Source organism: Cupriavidus gilardii (genome assembly GCF_008801915.1).
Classification (GTDB): Bacteria; Pseudomonadota; Gammaproteobacteria; order Burkholderiales; family Burkholderiaceae; genus Cupriavidus; species Cupriavidus gilardii.
This window is the reverse complement of sequence record NZ_VZOV01000006.1, coordinates 147,484-165,960: the sequence shown is the minus strand read 5'-3', so window position 1 is coordinate 165,960 and position 18,477 is coordinate 147,484. Positions and strand designations below refer to the sequence as shown.

Here is an 18,477-nt window from a genome sequence, read left to right as displayed (position 1 = left end):
TATAATTTCCGCGCTACCCCGGCCATAGCCGGCAGCGCAAGCGGTGTAAGCGAATTGTCGCATTTTACACTTCGGGTCACCGCTGGCCCGGCCCGGTCCCCCGCCATCGCGTAATCCGCAGGCGCCGGACGGGCAAAGTGGCGGTACGGGCCGACAGCTCCGCTGGCGGCCCGTCGCAGTAAATCAAGTAACAAGCAGCACGCACGGTACCGGCTGTGCGCAGGAAAACCGCCCAAAGGCGGGTTCGGCGCGGACTCGGTTCACGTGGGAGCAGAGTGTTCAGGTAGAACAGAATTTGATGGCGGATGCCGATACGGCATTCGCTTCGGTGAGAGAAAGTCCCGCCGCACCGGAAATCGGTGCCGGCCGGTTGCCTGGCCCCTCGCCTGATCGACGACATGGTGACAATCGCGGCGCCCGGTCGCAGAACTCCAACAAGCAGCAGGTGCGCCTGCCTTGTCGGTCGCTCAGGTCGTGGTGGCATGCCGCCGCGTCCGACAACCTTGCTCTTTGACGCGTCCTGGCCGTTCGTGGCCGGCCCCGGTGCGAGCCGAAGCGCAAGCGGCATCCTGTCGTCGCTGCCCTCCCCCGTACCCCGGCCTCCGTCCGATATCGCCGCCTGACCCTGCGCGCAGCTCGCGCATGGCCGGCATGGCGGTCCGAACCCGCGCAGCGCGCCGACGTCTCTCTCTTTCACCCGCGCCCAGCCGGCGGCTTGCATTCGCCCCGGCGCCTTCGGCAATTCTCACGCCACCTCTCGCTTCCTCGCGTGCTTTCGAAACGCCGCGCGGCACCCCTGGTGCCGGCCGCGGCATTGGAACGAGGGTTTGCGATGAAACGCATGCTGTTCAATGCGACGCAGCAGGAGGAATTGCGCGTCGCCATCGTCGACGGTCAGAAGCTGATCGACATCGATATCGAGACCGCCGGGCGCGAGCAGCGCAAGGGCAATATCTACAAGGGCGTGATCACCCGCATCGAGCCGTCGCTCGAAGCGTGCTTCGTCAACTACGGCGAAGAGCGTCACGGCTTCCTGCCGTTCAAGGAAGTGGCCCGCGCCTACTTCAAGGAAGGCGTCGACGTGCGCAACGCGCGCATCCAGGACGCGCTGCACGAGGGCCAGGAACTGATCGTCCAGGTCGAGAAGGAAGAGCGCGGCAACAAGGGCGCGGCGCTGACCACCTTCATCTCGCTGGCCGGCCGCTACCTGGTGCTGATGCCGAACAACCCGCGTGGTGGCGGCGTGTCGCGCCGCATCGAAGGCGAAGACCGCCAGGAGCTGCGCGAGACGATGGCGCAGCTGACCGTGCCCGACGGCATGAGCATCATCGCCCGCACTGCGGGCATCGGCCGCTCGGCCGAGGAACTGCAGTGGGACCTGAACTACCTGCTGCAACTGTGGAAGGCCATCGACGGCGCCGCGCTCGACAACAAGGCGCCGCTGCTGATCTATCTCGAATCGAGCCTGGTGATCCGCGCGATCCGCGATTACTTCCAGCCGGACATCGGCGAGATCCTGATCGACACCGACGACATCTACGAGCAGGCCCGCGCCTTCATGAGCGTGGTGATGCCCGACAACATGAACCGCGTGAAGAAATATCGGGACGACGTGCCCCTCTTCTCGCGTTTCCAGATCGAACACCAGATCGAATCGGCGTATTCCCGCATGGTGATGCTGCCCTCCGGCGGCGCCATCGTGATCGACCACACCGAGGCGCTGGTCTCGGTCGATGTCAACTCGGCGCGCGCCACCAAGGGCGCCGACATCGAGGAAACGGCGCTGCGCACCAACCTGGAGGCGGCCGACGAGATCGCCCGCCAGCTGCGCCTGCGCGACCTGGGCGGCCTGATCGTCATCGACTTCATCGACATGGAGTCGAACAAGGCGCAGAAGGACGTCGAGACGCGGCTGAAGGACGCGCTGCGCCATGACCGCGCGCGCGTGCAGATGGGCAAGATCAGCCGCTTCGGCCTGATGGAGCTGTCGCGCCAGCGCCTGCGTCCGTCGCTGTCCGAGGGCTCGCATATCACCTGCCCGCGCTGCAACGGCACCGGCCATATCCGCGATACCGAATCGTCCGCCCTGCAGGTGCTGCGCATCATCCAGGAAGAGGCGATGAAGGAAAACACCGCCGCGATCCACTGCCAGGTGCCGGTCGAGGTCGCCGCCTTCCTGCTCAACGAGAAGCGCCAGGACATCAACCTGATCGAGCTGCGCTTCAAGGTCAACGTGCTGCTGATCCCGAACAAGCATCTGGAAACGCCGCACTACAAGCTCGAGCGCCTGCGCCACGACGATCCGCGCCTGGAAGAAAGCACCGCCAGCTACCGGATGGCCGAGGCCGCCGCCAAGGAACTGGAGGCGGACACCAGCTACAGCAGCCGCAAGAAGGAAGACGCCAAGCCGCGCCAGGAAGCCGCGGTCAAGGGCATCACCCCCGAGCAGCCGGCGCCGGTTTCGGTGCCCCGCCCCGAGCGCGCTCCGCGCCAGGAAGCCCCGGCGGCCAAGCCGGCCGCTCCGGCCGCGGCGACGCAGCCGATCGGCAGCGGCGGCTTCATCGCCTGGCTCAAGGGCCTGTTCGGCGCCCGTCCTGCACCGGCTCCGGTGCAGCCGGCCAAGCCCGCCGCGACGGAAGCCCGTACCGGCGGCAATGGCGAAGGCAGCCGGCGCGAGCGCGGCCAGCGTGGCGAACGTGGCCAACGCAGTGAACGCGGCGAGCGTGGCGATCGCACCGAGCGCGCGGAACGTGGCGACCGCGCCGAACGCGGCGAGCGCCAGGCCGGCCGTGGCCAGCGTGCCGAACGCGGCGAGCGCGCCGAACGCGGTGAGCGGGTGGAACGCGGCGAGCGTGGCGATCGCGCCGAGCGTCAGCCCCGTCAGCCGCGCCAAGGCGAGGCGCAGCCGGCGCAGGCCGAAGCCCGCCAGCCGGACGCCGTGCAAGGCGAACGCGGTGAACGGACGGAGCGCAGCGAGAACCGCCGCGAACGCAACCAGGAACGCCGCGAGCGCCAGCGCGAACGGCAGCGTGAGCGCAGCGAGGCGCGCGCCGCCGATGCCGAGCTGACCGACGTGGAAGCGGGCGTGCCGACCCAGCCGGTGCCGGTGGCTGCACTGACCGACGAGGCCGGCGCGGTCCGCGCCGAACTGCCGGAAACCGCAGACACCGCCGAGAACGGCGAAGGCGAAGAGCGTCGCCGCCGCAATCGCCGCGGCCGCAACCGCTATCGCCGCGAGCGCGAGGAAGGCGCCGCCACGGAAGCCACCGAAGCCGCCGAGGCTGCGGAGGCCGAAGGCGCCGAGGGCCAGACCAGCGGCACGATGGCCGCCATGCCGGCCACCGGCCAGGCGCTGGCCGAAGCCGGCGAGGCTGCCGGCGTGACGCCGGTGCCGGTCGCCGCGGTCGCGGCCGCGGAAGCGGAAACCGCGGGCGTCGCACCGACCGCCGCGATGCCGACCCAGGCCGTGCCGGCCGAGCCGGCCCCCGCTCCGGTGATCGCCGCCGAACTGGCGCCGGGCAGCTCGGCCGCGACCCAGGTGTCGCCGGCCGAAGCCGTCGCCCCGACCGCCCCCGCACCCCAAGCGCCTGCCACGGCAGCCGCCGACGCAGTGCCCGCGCAAGCGGCCACCGCGGTGACGGCCGACGCTGCGGCCGAAGCCACCGCCGAAGCAACGGCCGACGTGCCGACCGAGCTCGCCCGGGAAGCCGCGCCGGCACCGGCCGCCGAAGCCGTGCAGCAAGCCCCCGCGGAAGCGGTCGCCAAACCCGCCCCCGAGGCGGTCAACGCCCCGGCAGCACAGCAGCCACAGGCTGCCCCTGCCGCCGCTGTGGCGCCGCTGTCGGCCGATGCGCTCGAGCCGATGCTGAACGCAGCCGGCCTGCAGTGGGTGCACACCGACAGCGCCAAGTACCGTGCCGCGCAGGAAGCCGCCGCGCGCATCGTGCCGGCGCCGCGTGTGCCGCGCGAGCGCAAGCCGCTGCCGCCGCTGCCGCAGGGCCCGATGGTGCTGGTCGAGACCGGCGGCCGCGAGGTCACGATGGACGCGCAGCAGTCGGCCGCGCAGCAGTAACGCGTGGCGATCGTCTCGTCGTCCCCGCGCGCGGGGACCCGGGACGTTCCAGCACGCTGCATTCCCGCCTGCGCGGAAACGATGTGAGCCAAAGGGGACGGCACCGCCGTCCCCTTTTTCCTTGCCTGCACGCGTGCGCCGCCCGTCCCGGCGATCCCTCGGCGCAAGCTCGGATAGAATGGCGGCAGAACGGCGCCGGGCTGGCGGCGACCTATCACGACATGACCGAATCCGTCATTCCCATCTTCGATCTGCGCGAGCATCGCTATCACTCGATGAAGCCCGCGATTCCCGCGCGGCTGGAAACGCCGGGCGGGCTGCTGGCCGACCGCCGCGGACGCCCGCTGCACGACCTGCGCATCTCGGTGACCGACCGCTGCAATTTCCGCTGTGTCTACTGCATGCCGAAGGAGGTGTTCGACAAGGACTACACCTTCCTGCCGCATTCGGAGCTGCTCAGCTTCGAGGAGATCGAGCGCGTCGCGCGCCTGTTCGTCGCCCATGGCGTCGAGAAGATCCGGCTGACCGGCGGCGAGCCGCTGCTGCGCAAGAACATCGAGAAGCTGGTCGAAATGCTGGCGCGCATCGAGACGCCGGCCGGCAAGCCGCTGGACCTGACGCTGACCACCAATGCCTCGCTGCTGGCCCGCAAGGCGCGTGCGCTGCGCGACGCCGGGCTGACGCGGGTCTCGGTCAGCCTCGATGCGATCGACGACGCCACCTTCCGCCGCATGAACGACGTCGACTTCGCCGTGGCGGACGTGCTCAAGGGCATCGAGACCGCACAGGCGGTCGGGCTGGCGCCGCTGAAGGTCAACATGGTGGTCAAGCGCGGCACCAACGACGCCGAGATCGTACCGATGGCGCGCCATTTCCGCGGCAGCGGCATCATCGTCCGCTATATCGAGTTCATGGACGTGGGCGCCAGCAACCACTGGCGCATGGACGAGGTGCTGCCGTCGGACGAAGTGGTCGCACGCATCGACGCGGAGTTTCCGCTCGAGCCGATCGCGGCCAACTACAGCGGCGAGACCGCGCAGCGCTGGCGCTACCGCGACGGCGCCGGCGAGATCGGCGTAATCTCCAGCGTCACGCACGCCTTCTGCGGCGATTGCAGCCGCATCCGGCTGTCGACCGAGGGCCGGCTCTATCTGTGCCTGTTTGCCACCGAGGGCTACGATCTGCGCACGCTGCTGCGCGACGGGCACAGCGACCTCGAGATCGCCAACGCGATCGCCGGCGTCTGGCGCGAGCGCACCGACAACTATTCGGAGCAGCGCGGCGACGAGCAGGTGCGCGCGGCCCGCGCGGCGCGCAAGATCGAGATGTCCTATATCGGCGGCTAGGCGCGCCGCCCCGGCTCCGATCCCATCAACGCTTCAACGCTTCACCCCTTTTTCTCTGCACCGCGATGATCGAACGCGAAGACATTACCGGCCTGATCCTGGCCGGCGGACGCGGCAGCCGCATGGGCGGCACCGACAAGGGCCTGCAGTCGCTGCGTGGCGCGCCGATGGCGATGCACACGATGATGCGGCTCTCGCCGCAGACCGGCGCGCTGCTGATCAACGCCAACCGCAATCTGGCCGCCTACGAATCGTTCGGCGTGCCGGTGGTCACCGACTCGGTGCCCGACTTCGCCGGCCCGCTGGCCGGCATGCTGGCCGGCCTGGAACAGTGCCAGACGCGCTGGATGGTCACCGCGCCGTGCGATTCGCCGTTCCTGCCGACCGATCTGGTGGCGCGGCTGGCGCAGGCGATCGAGCGCGAAGGGGCCGAGATGGCGATGCCGGTCACCGTCGACGAGCAGGGCCGCCGCCAGACCCAGCCGGTGTTCCTGCTGATGCCGCATACCGCGCTGGACAGCCTGGTCGCCTTCCTGAACGGCGGCGGCCGCAAGATCGAGGCCTGGGCCTCGCAGCACCGGCTGGCCGAAGTGCCGTTCGACGACGCGGCGCCGTTCGCCAATATCAACACGCTGGACGAACTGCGTACCTTCGAGGCGCGCTGAGCGGAGCAAAGAGCGCGGCCCCGGCCGGCCCGCGGCTCCGCTTTGCGACCGGCACCCGCTGCGCCCAAACCGAACCCAACCCCGAATCTGATCCCTACCCGAACCCTGCCATGCCGTCCCTGCAATCCGTGATCTCCTGCCTGTCCGACTACGATCCCAGCGCGCTGCCGGTGGCGCAGGCCAACCGGATCATCGCCGACGTGGTCGAACCGGTCAGCGGCATCGAGCACGTCGCGATCCGCGCGGCGCTGGACCGGGTGCTGGCCGAGGACGTCGTATCGCCGCTCGACGTGCCGGCGCACGACAATTCGGCGATGGACGGCTATGCCTTCGCCAGCGCCGCGCTGCAGGCTGCAAGCGGCGGCGAGGTGACGCTGCGCGTCATCGGCACGGCGCTGGCCGGCGAGGCGCACGGCCTGGTCCCGGCCGCCGGCGAGGCGGTACGGATCATGACCGGCGCGGTGATGCCGGCTGGCTGCGATACGGTAATCCCGCAGGAATTCACGCAGCGCGTAGCGCAGGGGGCGGGCGAGGCAGCGGGCGAGACAGCAGGCGAGGCAGCAGGCGAGACCGTACGCTTTGCCGCCGACGCGGTGCGGGCCGGCGACAACCGCCGCCTGCGCGGCGAAGACCTGGCGCGCGGCAAACCCGCGCTCAGGCAGGGCCGCGTGCTGCAGCCCGCCGACCTCGGCCTGCTGGCCTCGCTCGGCATCGCCGAGGTCAAGGTCCGGCGGCGGCTGCGCGTGGCCTTCTTCTCGACCGGCGACGAGCTGCGTTCGATCGGGGAGCCGCTCGACGCCGGCTGCGTCTACGACTCGAACCGCTACACGCTGCACGGCATGCTGCGACGGCTGCATGTCGATCTGATCGACATGGGCGTGGTGCGCGACGATCCCGCCGCGCTCGAGGCCGCGCTGCGCAGCGCCTGCGAAAACGCGGATGCGGTGATCACCTCGGGCGGCGTGTCGGTCGGCGAGGCCGACTACACCAAGCAGATCATGGCCGAACTCGGCGACGTGACCTTCTGGAAAATCGCGATGCGCCCCGGCCGGCCGATGGCCTTCGGCCGCATCGCGTCGAACGGCCATCAGGCGCTGCTGTTCGGCCTGCCCGGCAATCCGGTCGCGGTGATGGTGACCTTCTACCATTTCGTCCGCGCCGCGCTGCACCGGATGATGGGCGCGGACATCTCGCCGCCGCCGCTGATGCGCGTGCGCAGCGCCCAGGCGATCCGCAAGAAGCCGGGCCGCACCGAATACCAGCGCGGCATCCTCGCGCGCGGCGCCGACGGCCAGTGGGAGGTGCGCATCACCGGCCAGCAGGGCTCGGGCGTGCTGCGCTCGATGAGCGAGGCCAACTGCTTCATCGTGCTGGCACACGAGCAAGGCGGCGTCGCGGCCGGCGATCCGGTCGAGGTCATGCTGTTCGAGGGCCTGCTGTAAGGTCGCTGCCCCACCATTCGCCCCACCGCGGCACGGCGGCACCGCCCCGCTCCACTGTCGTTTTTTTGCTTACCGAAGCCGTGCCGGCGGCCGCTTTTGGCCGGCCCGGCGGGGCGAGGCTATGCGCCACGCCACCCATTCGCTACACTTGCCGCAACCCAACTCTGCCCCACTGCCACGCTGTCATGAATCAGGAGATCGCTTACCTCCACCCCGTCAAGACCGCACGCGCGCTCGTCCTGGTCTATCTGTGCTTCTCGGTGCCGATCGTGTCGATGGGGTTGTTCGTGGCCTTTGTCCGCTATGGCGATCTGCCCGGCATCACGGTGTTCACCGCGCTGATTCTGAACGCGCTGGTCGGCTTCGGCCTGCTGTGGCTGGCCTGCAAGGCCTACAACTGGGTGGCGGCCCGCTTCGGCGGCATCGAGGTGACGATCCGCAATCTGCCGAACGACGGGCAATAAGCCCCGGCAGTTCGTCCCTCGCCCGACAAAAAAAGCGCATCCCGATGGATGCGCTTTTTTGCTTTCTTGCCACGACGCTGCCGCTGGCTCAGGCCGGCGGGCCGGAATCTTTCGGCGCGGCCTCGCCGTCGTCCTCCTCCGGCAGGCCCAGCAGCTGCTCCGCCGCCTCCGACGGCAACGCCTCGACCTTGCGCAGCTTGCGCGCCATCTGGCGGCTGCGCACCTCGGCCTGCTCGATATTGCGGGCGGCGCGCTCGAGCGTGTCCCTGGTGCGCGCCAGCACGTCGCCGAACTTGCCGAACTCGGTCTTGACCGCGCCGAGCACCTCCCACACCTCGCTGGAGCGCTTTTCCAGCGCCAGCGTGCGAAAGCCCATCTGCAGGCTGTTGAGCACCGCGGTCAGCGTGGTCGGGCCGGCCACCGTCACGCGGTGATTGCGCTGCAGCAGGTCGGTCAGTCCCGGCCGGCGCAGCACCTCGGCATAGAGTCCCTCGGTCGGCAGGAACAGGATCGCGAAGTCGGTGGTGGCCGGCGGCGACAGGTACTTCTCGGCGATGGTCTGCGCCTCGCGCTTGATCGCGACTTCGAGTTCGCGCCCGGCGGCGGCCACGCCGTCGACATCGCCGTGTTCCTGCGCGTCGGTCAGCCGCTCGTACTGCTCCTTCGGAAACTTGGCGTCGATCGGCAGCCAGACCGTGCCGTTGCCATTCCCGGCGGCGTTGCCGACGCCGACCTCCTTGCCAGGCAGCCGGATCGCGAACTCGACCCGCGCGCCGGAATTCGGCACGGTCTCGACGTTGCGCGCGTATTGCTCGGGCGTCAGGATCTGCTGCAGCAGCATCTCCAGTTGGACCTCGCCCCAGGTGCCGCGCGTCTTCACATTGGTCAGCACGCGCTTCAGGTCGCCGACGCCCTGCGCCAGCATCTGCATCTCGCCCAGGCCCCGGTGCACCTGCTCGAGCCGGTCCGACACCATGCGGAACGATTCGCCCAGCCGCTGCTCCAGCGTCGCGTGCAGCTTCTCGTCGACGGTACGCCGCATCTCGTCGAGCCTGGCGGCGTTATTGGCCTCGATGTCCTTGAGCTTCTGCTCCAGCGTGGTGCGCACCTCGCCCAGGCGCCGCTCGTTCGATTCGGTCAGCTTGGCCAGCTGCTGCGCGAACATGTCGATCTGGTTGTTCTGCAGCGTGGCGATATGCGTCATCTGCGCCGACAGCGTCTGCTGGAAGCGCATCATCTGCTCGCTGGTCTCGTCGCGCCCGAGTCGCGCGGCCTCGGCAACCTCGCCGCGCAGGCTGCGTTCGAGCCGTTCGCTGTCGCGTTCACCGCGTTCGCGCCAGTCGGCGAGACGTTGCAGCAGTTCGGCGGTGCCGCCGTCACGCCCGCGCGTCAGCAGCAGGACGAGCGTCAGCAGGGTCAGCAGCAGGATTGCCGCCAGGGCGATCAGAATCAGCGAGGAGGAGGACATCGGGACGGGGTCGTGAAACAGGGCGCCGCCGCGGCCAGGGCAACCGCGACGGCGAAGGTGCGCTAGCGGCGCGCCAGCACTTCCGGGTTCAGCGCGCAGGGCGGCCTGCCGGCATCGGGGCCGGCGCCCAGCGCCGCGATCAGATTGTCGGCCGCCAGATTCGCCATCGCGCGCCGCGTCTTCTCCGAGGCGCTGGCGATATGCGGGGTCAGCACGACGTTGGGCACCTCGAGCAGCGCGGGATGGACCTTCGGCTCGCCTTCGAACACGTCCAGCCCCGCGGCGAAGAGGCGCTTCTCGCGCAGCGCCGCGGCCAGCGCCGCGTCGTCGACGATGCCGCCGCGTGCCAGGTTGATCAGCGTCGCGGTGGGCTTCATCTGCGCCAGCTCGGCCGCGCCGATCGCATGGTGGCTCTGCTCGCTATAGGGCAGCACCAGCATCAGATGGTCGGACTCGCGCAGCAGTTCGGCCTTGCCGACATAGCGCGCGCCCAGTCCCTGCTCGATCTCGGCCGGCAGCTGGCTGCGGTTGTGATACAGCACCGTCATGCCGAAGCCGGCGGCGCGGCGCGCCAGCGCCTGTCCGATGCGGCCCATGCCGAGGATGCCCAGCGTGCTGCCGTGCAGGTCCATGCCGAGGAACATGTCGTAGGACCAGCGCTCCCATTTGCCCGCGCGCAGGAAGTGCTCGGACTCGGTGACGCGCCGCGCGGTCGCCATCAGCAGCGCCCAGCCGAAGTCGGCGGTGGTCTCGGTCAGCACGTCCGGCGTGTTGGTGGCGACGATGCCCGCCGCCGTCAGCGCCGGCAGGTCCAGATTGTTGTAGCCGACCGCCATGTTGCAGACCGCGCGCAGTTGCGGCAGCGCGCCGATCAAATCCGCGTCGATGCGGTCGGCGGCATTGGACAGCACACCCGCCTTGCCGGCCAGGCGCGCCTTCAGCGCGGCGGCGTCGAGCGGCACGTCGGGCTGGTTGTGATCGACGTCGAAATACTGCGCGAGGCGTTCGATCACATCGGGGAAGATCGCCCGCGTGACCAGCACGGCGGGGCGCGAAGCGGATTGCGATTGCGATTGCGATTGCGAAGCCATCGTGTACCTCAGACGCGGAAGAACAGCAGGGTCATCACCCCGAACAGCGGCACCAGGATGCCGCAGGACCACAGCATATAACCGAAGAAGCTGGGCATGCGCACGCCGCGATTCTCGGCGATCGCCTTGACCATCAGGTTCGGCGCATTGCCGATATAGGTGTTGGCGCCCATGAACACCGCGCCGGCCGAGATCGCCGCCAGCGTGGTGGCGTCGCGCGTCATCAGCGTGGCCGCGTCGCCGCCGGCGGTATTGAAGAACACCAGGTAGGTCGGCGCGTTGTCGAGGAACGACGACAGCACGCCGGTGGCCCAGAAGTACATGCCGTCGATCGGCTGGCCGTTGCTGTCGCTGACCGCGCGGATCACGCCGGCGAAGGCGCCGTCGGTGCCCGCCTTCAGCATCGCGATCACCGGGATGATCGTCAGGAAGATGCCGGCGAACAGCTTGCCGACTTCGAGAATCGGATCCCAGTTGAACTCGTTGCCGGCGCGCGCGCTGTGCGGCGTGATGGCCAGCGACACCAGCGCCACCACCACCAGCGCGACGTCGCGCACCAGCGCCTGCAGCGGCACCACCGTGCCCAGTACGTCGAATTCGATGCCCGGCTTCCACAGGCCGCTCATCAGCACCAGCGCCATCACCGCCAGCAGCAGCGCAAAATTGGCCTTGCCCTCGATGCGGATGCCCGGCGAATCCGGCGTCGGATCGAGCCGCGGCGGCAGCTCTTCTTCGCGATTGAGAAAGTAGTAACGATCGACGAAATAGAAGATCGCCAGCAGCGCGGCGCACAGGAACAGCGTCTCGGGGAAGATGTGGCGCGTGGTCCAGAAGAACTCGACGCCCTTCAGGAAGCCGAGGAACAGCGGCGGATCGCCCAGCGGCGTCAGCGAGCCGCCGGCATTGGCGACCAGGAAGATGAAGAAGACCACCACGTGCGCGACATGGCGCCGGTTGTCGTTGGCGCGCAGCAGCGGCCGGATCAGCAGCATCGCCGCGCCGGTGGTGCCCATCACGCTGGCAAGGCACGTGCCGAGCGCGAGGATGCCGGTATTGAGTTTCGGCGTGCCATGCAGATTGCCTTGCACGCAGATGCCCCCGGCCACGATATACAGCGCGCCGATCAGCACGATGAACGGAATGTACTCGGCCAGCAGCGCATGCACGACGTTGGCCGCCGCGGCATGCGTGCCGAAGGCCAGCGCGAACGGCACCAGGAACAGCAGGCCCCAGGCGGCCGCGACCTTGCCGAAGTGGTGATGCCAGAAGCGCGGCGCCAGCAGCGGGAACAGCGCGATCGACAGCAGGATGCCGGCGAACGGCAAGGCCCACAGCGGGCCCAGGGTGGCGCCGTCGAGCTCGGCGGCGCCGGCCAGCGACGGCGCCAGCCAAAGCATGGCTGCCGGCGCGATGGTTCGCCACGGCATGGTGCGCGCAAGGACAGACTGCATCGTGTTCGGTCTCCTGATATTCGAATTGGGCGATGCCGGCCGCCCCTTGCGGAAGCGGCCGCGCATGGATGCGGGTGCGGGCGCGCGCGTCACGCAGCCGGCGCGTGCCAGGCGACGGACGTCCTCAGGCCTGCTCGACCAGCACCACGTGCACGCGATACGGGCCGTGCGCGCCAAGCACGATGGTCTGTTCGATATCGCCGGTACGGGACGGACCGCTGATGATGTTGGTCGCGCGCGGCAGCTCGCCGCGCTCGGCGCGTACCAGCGCGAAGGCTTCCTCGAGATCGGCGACGATGCGGCCGGCCGGCACCACCGCGATATGGGTCTCGGGCAGCAGCGCACCGGAGGCGAAGGTCTCCGGTCCCGACAGCAGCATCAGCGAACCGGTCTCGGCGATCGCGCAGAAGCAGCCGGTGATGCCGACCAGATCGCCATGCTCGCGGTCGGCCTGCGGATCGCGCAGCGGCGGCCGCGCTTCGACCGCAATCCCCTGCGCCTGCCAGTCGAGCGCACCGAGCGCCGGCCAGGCGACCGCGCGCGGCGGCAAGGCCAGGCCGCTCAGGTAGTGCGCCACCGCCGCCGGCACGTCGGCCAGCGTGGCGACGCGCTCGACGGTGGACGCCATCTTGCGCGCCTGCACGCTGAAGGCTTCGACCAGATCGCCGGCCACGCCGGGACGCGGCCCCTGCGGATGGCGCGCCAGATAGTCGGCCACCGCCTCGCGCTCGCCCCGGGTCGGCTGCGCCGGCCGCCCCTGGGCGGCACGGATACGGGCGAAGATGCGGTCGCGAGCGGAATCGGTATTCATGGTTCGGACGATCGGAGTCGGGAGGCCGGAGCAGCGGGCATTATAAGTCCCCCTGCCCGCGCCCTTCGACGGAAAACGGCGCCAGGATCCGCCTGGCTCAGGCGGTCTCCACGCCGAACACCTGGCGCAGATAGCCGAGGTAGGCCGGGTCGTCGCACATCGTCTTCTCCGGCGTGTCCGACAGCTTGGCGACCGGCTGCCCATTGCAGCGGACCATCTTGATGACGATCTGCAGCGGCGTGTAGCCCAGGTCGTTGGTCAGGTTGGTGCCGACGCCGAACGCCAGCCGGCAGCGTCCGCCGAAGCGTTCGTACAGCTCGATCACGCGCGGGATATTGAGGTTATCGCTGAAGATCAGCGTCTTGCTGCGCGGATCGACGCGGTTCCTGGTGTAGTGCGCCAGCATCCGTTCGCCCCAGGCCACCGGATCGCCGGAGTCGTGCCGCACGCCGTCGAACAGCTTGCAGAAGTACAGATCGAAGTCGTTCAGGAAGGCATCGAAGCCGTAGGTGTCCGACAGCGCGATGCCGAGGTCGCCGCGATATTCGCGCGCCCAGGTCTCGAGCGCGAACACCTGCGAATCGCGCAGCCGCGGCCCCAGCGACTGGCAGGCCTGCAGATATTCGTGCGCCATCGTGCCGAGCGGCGTCAGGTTGTGCTGGCGGGCGAAATGCACGTTGCTGGTGCCGGCCAGCTGCGGTCCCAGCAGCTGCTGCATCGAGGCCAGCACCTCCCCCTGCCAGTCGCGCGAGAAGCGGCGGCGCGTGCCGTAGTCCGCGATCACGCAGTCGTCGCGGCCGGGCATGCGCAGCAGCGCCAGCTTGTCGACCAGGCGGCGCCGGCCCTCCTCCCAGTCGGGTTGCGGCTGGGTATGGCGGAAGTACACCTCGTTGACGATCGCCAGCAGCGGCACCTCGAACAGGATGGTGTGCAGCCACGGGCCGCGGATCGTGATGTCGATCTCGCCGGGATGCGTGGCCGACGGGCTGACCGATACGTATTTGGCGTTGAGCTGGAACAGCCCGAGGAAATCGACGAAATCGCTCTTGATGAAGCGAAAGCCCCGCAGATATTCGAGCTCGTCCTCGGTGAAGCGCAACTGGCACAGCAGCTCGATCTGCGCGCGGATCTCATCCGCATACGGCGTCAAATCCACGCCGGCATTGCGGCATTTGAAGCGGTACTCGACCTGGGCCGCCGGGAAATGATGCAGCACCACCTGCATCATCGTGAATTTGTAGAGGTCGGTATCGAGCAGAGATTGGATGATCATCGCGTAACCCGCACAAGTGTGCCGAATCAGGCCCACATGCTACCCCATCGGGCGACCTCGTCGTGCATGGGGCCAATGCGCGGCGGTTGCCGAGCGCACCGGCAAACCAGCACCGGATGACCGTGCGCCAATGCCGAACAGGCTCGCATAAAGAAATAAGAAAACTATCTGATTCGGCTATATAGGGCCGCTGTGCGGGACGAACGGGTCGGCTACAATACCGATCTTTGAAAGGCCGCGGTCGACGCTCGTCCCGCGCGTGCGTGTGTTGTACGGGCGTCCAGTACCGACACAAGCGGCCAAAAACAGTCTCCCATCGAAGCCGATCCGTTTTCCTGGAACCGAAATGACTCACGTTGTCACCGAATCCTGCATCCGTTGCCGCTACACCGACTGCGTTGACGTGTGTCCGGTCGATTGTTTTCGCGAGGGCCCGAACTTCCTCGCGATCGATCCGGACGAGTGCATCGACTGCGCGGTGTGCGTCGCCGAGTGCCCGGTCAACGCGATCTATGCCGAGGAAGACGTGCCGGGCGACCAGCAGCACTTCATCGAACTGAATGCCGAACTGGCCCGCAGCTGGCCTTCGATCACCAAGACCAAGGCCCCGCTGCCCGAGGCCGAGGAATGGAAGGACGCCACCGGCAAGCTGCAATACCTGGAGCGCTGAGCCGACGCGCCAGCCGCACCCACCCGATAGCGACAAAGAGAAAGCCGTCCCCACGCGCTTTCCCGCAATGCCGGGCACAGACCGTGCCCCCAAACGTATCAGGACGCATATGGACTTGAGCATCCCCAACCCCGTCGCGGACACCACCAACCAGGTCGGCGGCAACGCTGGCGGTGGCCAGCCCCTCGAAATCGACGCGCTGATCGTCGGCGCCGGTCCGGTCGGCCTGTTCCAGGTCTTCGAACTCGGACTGCTCGAGATCAAGGCGCACGTGATCGACTCGCTGAAGGTCGTCGGCGGCCAGTGCGTCGAGCTGTATCCGGACAAGCCGATCTATGACATTCCGGCGGTGCCGATCTGCACCGGCCAGGAGCTGACCGACAATCTGCTCAAGCAGATCGAGCCATTCGAGCCGACCTTCCACCTCGGCCAGGAAGTCTCGGTGGTCGAGCGCCAGGAGGACGGCCGCTTCTTCGTCGAGACCTCGCTCGGCACCCGCTTCCTGACCAAGACGATCTTCATCGCGGCCGGCGTCGGCTCGTTCCAGCCGCGCACGCTGAAGGTCGAGGGCCTGGACAAGTTCGACGGCAAGCAGCTGTTCTACCGCGTCAAGGATCCGAGCCGCTTCCACGGCCGCAACCTGGTGGTCGTCGGCGGCGGCGACTCGGCGCTGGACTGGACGCTGGATCTGGTCGGCAAGGCCGAGTCGGTGGTGCTGATCCACCGCCGCGACGGCTTCCGCGCCGCCCCCGCCTCGGTGGCGAAGATGAAGGAACTGTGCGAGCAGATGGAAATGCAGTTCATGGTCGGCCAGGTCACCGGCTACGAGGAAAAGGACGGCGTGCTGACCGAGATCAAGGTCACCGGCGGCGACGGCGTGACGCGCCGCATGCCGCTGGACGATCTGCTGGTGTTCTTCGGCCTGTCGCCGAAGCTCGGCCCGATCGCCGAATGGGGCCTCGATCTGGAGCGCAAGCAGATCAAGGTAGATACGGAGAAGTTCGAGACCAACATCCCGGGCATCTTCGCGGTCGGCGACATCAACACCTACCCGGGCAAGAAGAAGCTGATCCTGTCGGGCTTCCACGAGGCCGCGCTGGCCGCCTTCGGCGCCGCGCCGTACATCTTCCCCGAGAAGAAGATCCACATGCAGTACACGACGACCTCGCCGAAGCTGCACAAGATCCTCGGTGTCGAATCGCCGGTGTTCGACTGAGCGATCTCGCGATCCGATGACGAATCAGAAAACCGCCTTCGGGCGGTTTTTTGTTGCGCCCCGCAAATTCTTCTTGGCATTCGCGGCACTCGCCGTCTATAATGCGCCCCTCGCCAACGCACATTCGCGGCACCGGATGGCCCCAGGGCTTCCGACCCAACGAATGGGCAGGCAAGCCGGACACTTCGGCGCAGCGTTTGGCGGATGACGCAACGACAACAAAATGTCGAAACGTTGTTGACGAAGTAACGAGAAACTGGCTATAATCCTTTTCTCAGCTGTTCCCCGATAGCTCAGTCGGTAGAGCGACGGACTGTTAATCCGCAGGTCCCTGGTTCGAGCCCAGGTCGGGGAGCCAAAGAATAAAAGGCCCGCCATCCGAGATGGCGGGCCTTTTCACTGGTGCGCTGGCATCTTGCGTGACCGACGTCGTCGCGACTCGCACGCCCACCCTTCCGGTCCACTGCCCCGCCACGCTTGCGGGGTTTTGCCAACACCCAGCTCCGCGGGTATCGGCAGCGAGCACAGGCTCGAGGCTGCCGAGGCTCACCGTTCCACCCCGCCGCAGCAGCGGCACCCCGAAGGACACGCTTTGACCAAGATCGTTTTGAAGCCGGGCGAACCGGTTGATGTCGCCATGCGGCGATTCCGCCGGGCCATTCTGCAAAATGGCCTGATCGTCGAACTGAAGAGCCGCACGGCCTACGAGAAGCCGACGACCGAGCGCAAGCGCAAGAAGAAGGCCGCCGAGTCGCGCCTGCGCAAGCGTCTGCGCATGCAGATGCTGCCGAAGAAGATGTACTGAGCATCGTCGACTGCCGGGAGTCCCGCGGGCGCGGCGCATCGCCCGCCGCGTGACCCCCTGTCGTTGTCCCATCGTTCTCCCATCGCCGGGAGAGCGCCGCACTCCTCCGGGGAGCGCCCTTCTCGTCCAGCCTTCTGGCCGACGACACCCGCTGCGCCACCCATCCCCCCAGCCGATATCGGGCCCCTGCCCCGGCTGCTACATTACGTTCCTGTTGTCTCGCCTCAGGAACCGTTTCCGCATGTCTTCCCGCACGCCTTTCCGTCCGTCATCCAGCCTGACGATCGGTCGGTCGCCATGGCGTCTCGCGTTCTGGCTGTGCCTGTGCGCCGTGCTGACGCTGGCGCTGATGCCGCCGACCACGCCGATGCCGACCACCGGCTGGGACAAGAGCAATCATCTGCTGGCCTTCGCCACGCTCGGCGTGCTCGGATGGCGCGCCTATCCGTCGCGGCCCTGGCTCGTGCCGATCGGCTTGCTGGTCTATGGCGGACTGATCGAGTGGCTGCAGTCGATGACGCCCTATCGCTCCGCCGACGCGATCGACGTGCTGGCCGACGGGCTCGGCCTGGCGCTGGGCTGGCTGCTGCACGGGCTGGTGCGTTCGCTGATGCGCCGCCTGCGGGCCGGACGCACGGCCTAGCAGCCGCGACCGGTACCGCGACGGGACAGACAGGCGCAGCACCGCGCCGCTTGTGCTGCGGCGCGCCAAGGACCGATCGCAGGCGGATCGGCATAATGGCGGGATTGCGCCAGGCGCGCTTCACCGGAACGCTGCGTTGACTGCCATTCTCGAGTTGCGCCACGTGCGCAAGCAATACGGCGATACCGTCGTCGTCGACGATCTGAGCCTGCAGGTGCAGCGCGGCCAATGCTTCGGCCTGCTGGGCCCCAATGGCGCCGGCAAGACCACCACGCTGCGCCTGCTGCTGGGGCTGACCACGCCGGCCTCGGGCGAGCTGACGCTGTGCGGCGAACCGGTTCCCGCGCGCGCGCCGCAGGCCCGGATGCGCGTCGGCGTGGTGCCGCAGTTCGACAATCTCGACCCCGACTTCACCGTGGTCGAAAACCTGCGCATCTTCGGCCGCTATTTCGGCCTGTCGGCCGCCGAGATCGAACGGCGCGTACCGATGCTGCTCGAATTCGCCCGCCTGGAAAACCGCGCCGACGCGCATGTGCGCGACCTGTCCGGCGGCATGCGCCGGCGCCTGACCGTGGCGCGCGCGCTGATCAACGACCCGGACCTGCTGGTGATGGACGAGCCGACCACCGGGCTCGACCCGCAGGCGCGCCATCTGATCTGGGACCGGCTCAAGTCGCTGCTGGCCGCCGGCAAGACCATCCTGCTGACCACGCATTTCATGGAGGAGGCCGAGCGGCTGTGCAACTATCTGTGCGTGATCGATGGCGGCCGCAAGATCGCCGAAGGCAAGCCGCACGAGCTGATCGACCGGCAGATCGGCTGCGACGTGGTCGAGGTCTATGGCGAGGAGCTGGACGCGCTGCGCGAGCGGCTGGCGCCGCTGGCCGAGCGCACCGAGAAGAGCGGCGAGACGCTGTTCTGCTACGTGCGCGAGCCCGAGCCGCTGCTGGCCGCGCTGCACGGCAATGGCGGCATCCGCTATCTGCATCGTCCGGCCAATCTGGAGGATGTGTTCCTGAAGCTGACCGGCCGCGAGATGCGCGATTGAATCCCGTCGACC

15 protein-coding genes and 1 tRNA gene are annotated in these 18,477 nt (G+C 68.3%); 11 read left to right on the top strand and 5 right to left on the bottom strand.

The genetic code is table 11. The features are described 5' to 3' along the window. The first annotated feature begins 832 nt into the window (after positions 1 to 832). The 5 genes from F7Q96_RS10410 (at position 833) to F7Q96_RS10390 (ending at position 7,989) form a co-directional block, all read left to right on the top strand. Positions 833 to 4,072, top strand: coding sequence for an Rne/Rng family ribonuclease (locus F7Q96_RS10410; RefSeq protein WP_053822173.1), 3,240 nt, complete (start codon positions 833 to 835; stop codon positions 4,070 to 4,072). Positions 4,073 to 4,293: 221 nt separating this feature from the next. Beyond that, a complete protein-coding gene (gene moaA, locus F7Q96_RS10405) occupies positions 4,294 to 5,418 on the top strand; it encodes a GTP 3',8-cyclase MoaA (RefSeq protein ID WP_053822174.1) in 1,125 nt (374 codons plus the stop codon). 65 nt (positions 5,419 to 5,483) lie between these two features. Continuing rightward, positions 5,484 to 6,083, top strand: coding sequence for a molybdenum cofactor guanylyltransferase MobA (mobA, locus tag F7Q96_RS10400; RefSeq protein WP_053822175.1), 600 nt, complete (start codon positions 5,484 to 5,486; stop codon positions 6,081 to 6,083). Positions 6,084 to 6,193: 110 nt separating this feature from the next. Beyond that, a complete protein-coding gene (moeA, locus tag F7Q96_RS10395; RefSeq protein ID WP_053822176.1) occupies positions 6,194 to 7,525 on the top strand; it encodes a molybdopterin molybdotransferase MoeA in 1,332 nt (443 codons plus the stop codon). A gap of 185 nt (positions 7,526 to 7,710) precedes the next feature. Beyond that, a complete protein-coding gene (locus F7Q96_RS10390) occupies positions 7,711 to 7,989 on the top strand; it encodes a hypothetical protein (RefSeq protein ID WP_151022601.1) in 279 nt (92 codons plus the stop codon). 88 nt (positions 7,990 to 8,077) lie between these two features. On the opposite strand, the gene F7Q96_RS10385 is transcribed toward F7Q96_RS10390, so the two are convergent. From F7Q96_RS10385 to pncB, 5 genes are all read right to left on the bottom strand, one after another. Further along, on the bottom strand, positions 8,078 to 9,457 hold the full coding sequence (locus tag F7Q96_RS10385; RefSeq protein WP_053822177.1) for a DNA recombination protein RmuC: 1,380 nt from the start codon (positions 9,455 to 9,457) through the stop codon (positions 8,078 to 8,080). A gap of 62 nt (positions 9,458 to 9,519) precedes the next feature. Beyond that, positions 9,520 to 10,548 (bottom strand): 2-hydroxyacid dehydrogenase, encoded by a 1,029-nt coding sequence (locus tag F7Q96_RS10380; protein WP_053822178.1) that lies wholly within the window; start codon positions 10,546 to 10,548, stop codon positions 9,520 to 9,522. 8 nt (positions 10,549 to 10,556) lie between these two features. Next, the gene (locus tag F7Q96_RS10375) at positions 10,557 to 11,975 is read right to left on the bottom strand and encodes a sodium:proton antiporter (RefSeq protein ID WP_053823145.1); all 1,419 of its coding nucleotides are present in this window, start codon (positions 11,973 to 11,975) and stop codon (positions 10,557 to 10,559) included. A gap of 148 nt (positions 11,976 to 12,123) precedes the next feature. Beyond that, positions 12,124 to 12,810, bottom strand: coding sequence for a LutC/YkgG family protein (locus F7Q96_RS10370; RefSeq protein WP_023265151.1), 687 nt, complete (start codon positions 12,808 to 12,810; stop codon positions 12,124 to 12,126). 97 nt (positions 12,811 to 12,907) lie between these two features. Continuing rightward, positions 12,908 to 14,083, bottom strand: a complete 1,176-nt coding sequence (gene pncB, locus F7Q96_RS10365) for a nicotinate phosphoribosyltransferase (protein ID WP_053822179.1) — start codon at positions 14,081 to 14,083, stop codon at positions 12,908 to 12,910. 346 nt (positions 14,084 to 14,429) lie between these two features. On the opposite strand from pncB, the gene fdxA reads away from it, so the two are divergent. From fdxA to nodI, 6 genes are all read left to right on the top strand, one after another. Further along, the gene (gene fdxA, locus F7Q96_RS10360; protein WP_053822180.1) at positions 14,430 to 14,753 is read left to right on the top strand and encodes a ferredoxin FdxA; all 324 of its coding nucleotides are present in this window, start codon (positions 14,430 to 14,432) and stop codon (positions 14,751 to 14,753) included. A gap of 109 nt (positions 14,754 to 14,862) precedes the next feature. Beyond that, positions 14,863 to 15,969 (top strand): NAD(P)/FAD-dependent oxidoreductase, encoded by a 1,107-nt coding sequence (locus F7Q96_RS10355; protein WP_006578042.1) that lies wholly within the window; start codon positions 14,863 to 14,865, stop codon positions 15,967 to 15,969. A 282-nt stretch (positions 15,970 to 16,251) separates the two neighbouring features. After that, positions 16,252 to 16,327: transfer RNA gene (locus F7Q96_RS10350), tRNA-Asn, on the top strand. 234 nt (positions 16,328 to 16,561) lie between these two features. Then, on the top strand, positions 16,562 to 16,774 hold the full coding sequence (rpsU, locus tag F7Q96_RS10345) for a 30S ribosomal protein S21 (RefSeq protein WP_006578041.1): 213 nt from the start codon (positions 16,562 to 16,564) through the stop codon (positions 16,772 to 16,774). A gap of 241 nt (positions 16,775 to 17,015) precedes the next feature. Next, a complete protein-coding gene (locus tag F7Q96_RS10340; RefSeq protein ID WP_170265984.1) occupies positions 17,016 to 17,417 on the top strand; it encodes a VanZ family protein in 402 nt (133 codons plus the stop codon). A 136-nt stretch (positions 17,418 to 17,553) separates the two neighbouring features. Then, a complete protein-coding gene (nodI, locus tag F7Q96_RS10335) occupies positions 17,554 to 18,465 on the top strand; it encodes a nodulation factor ABC transporter ATP-binding protein NodI (RefSeq protein ID WP_053822181.1) in 912 nt (303 codons plus the stop codon). The last annotated feature ends 12 nt before the right edge of the window (positions 18,466 to 18,477 follow it).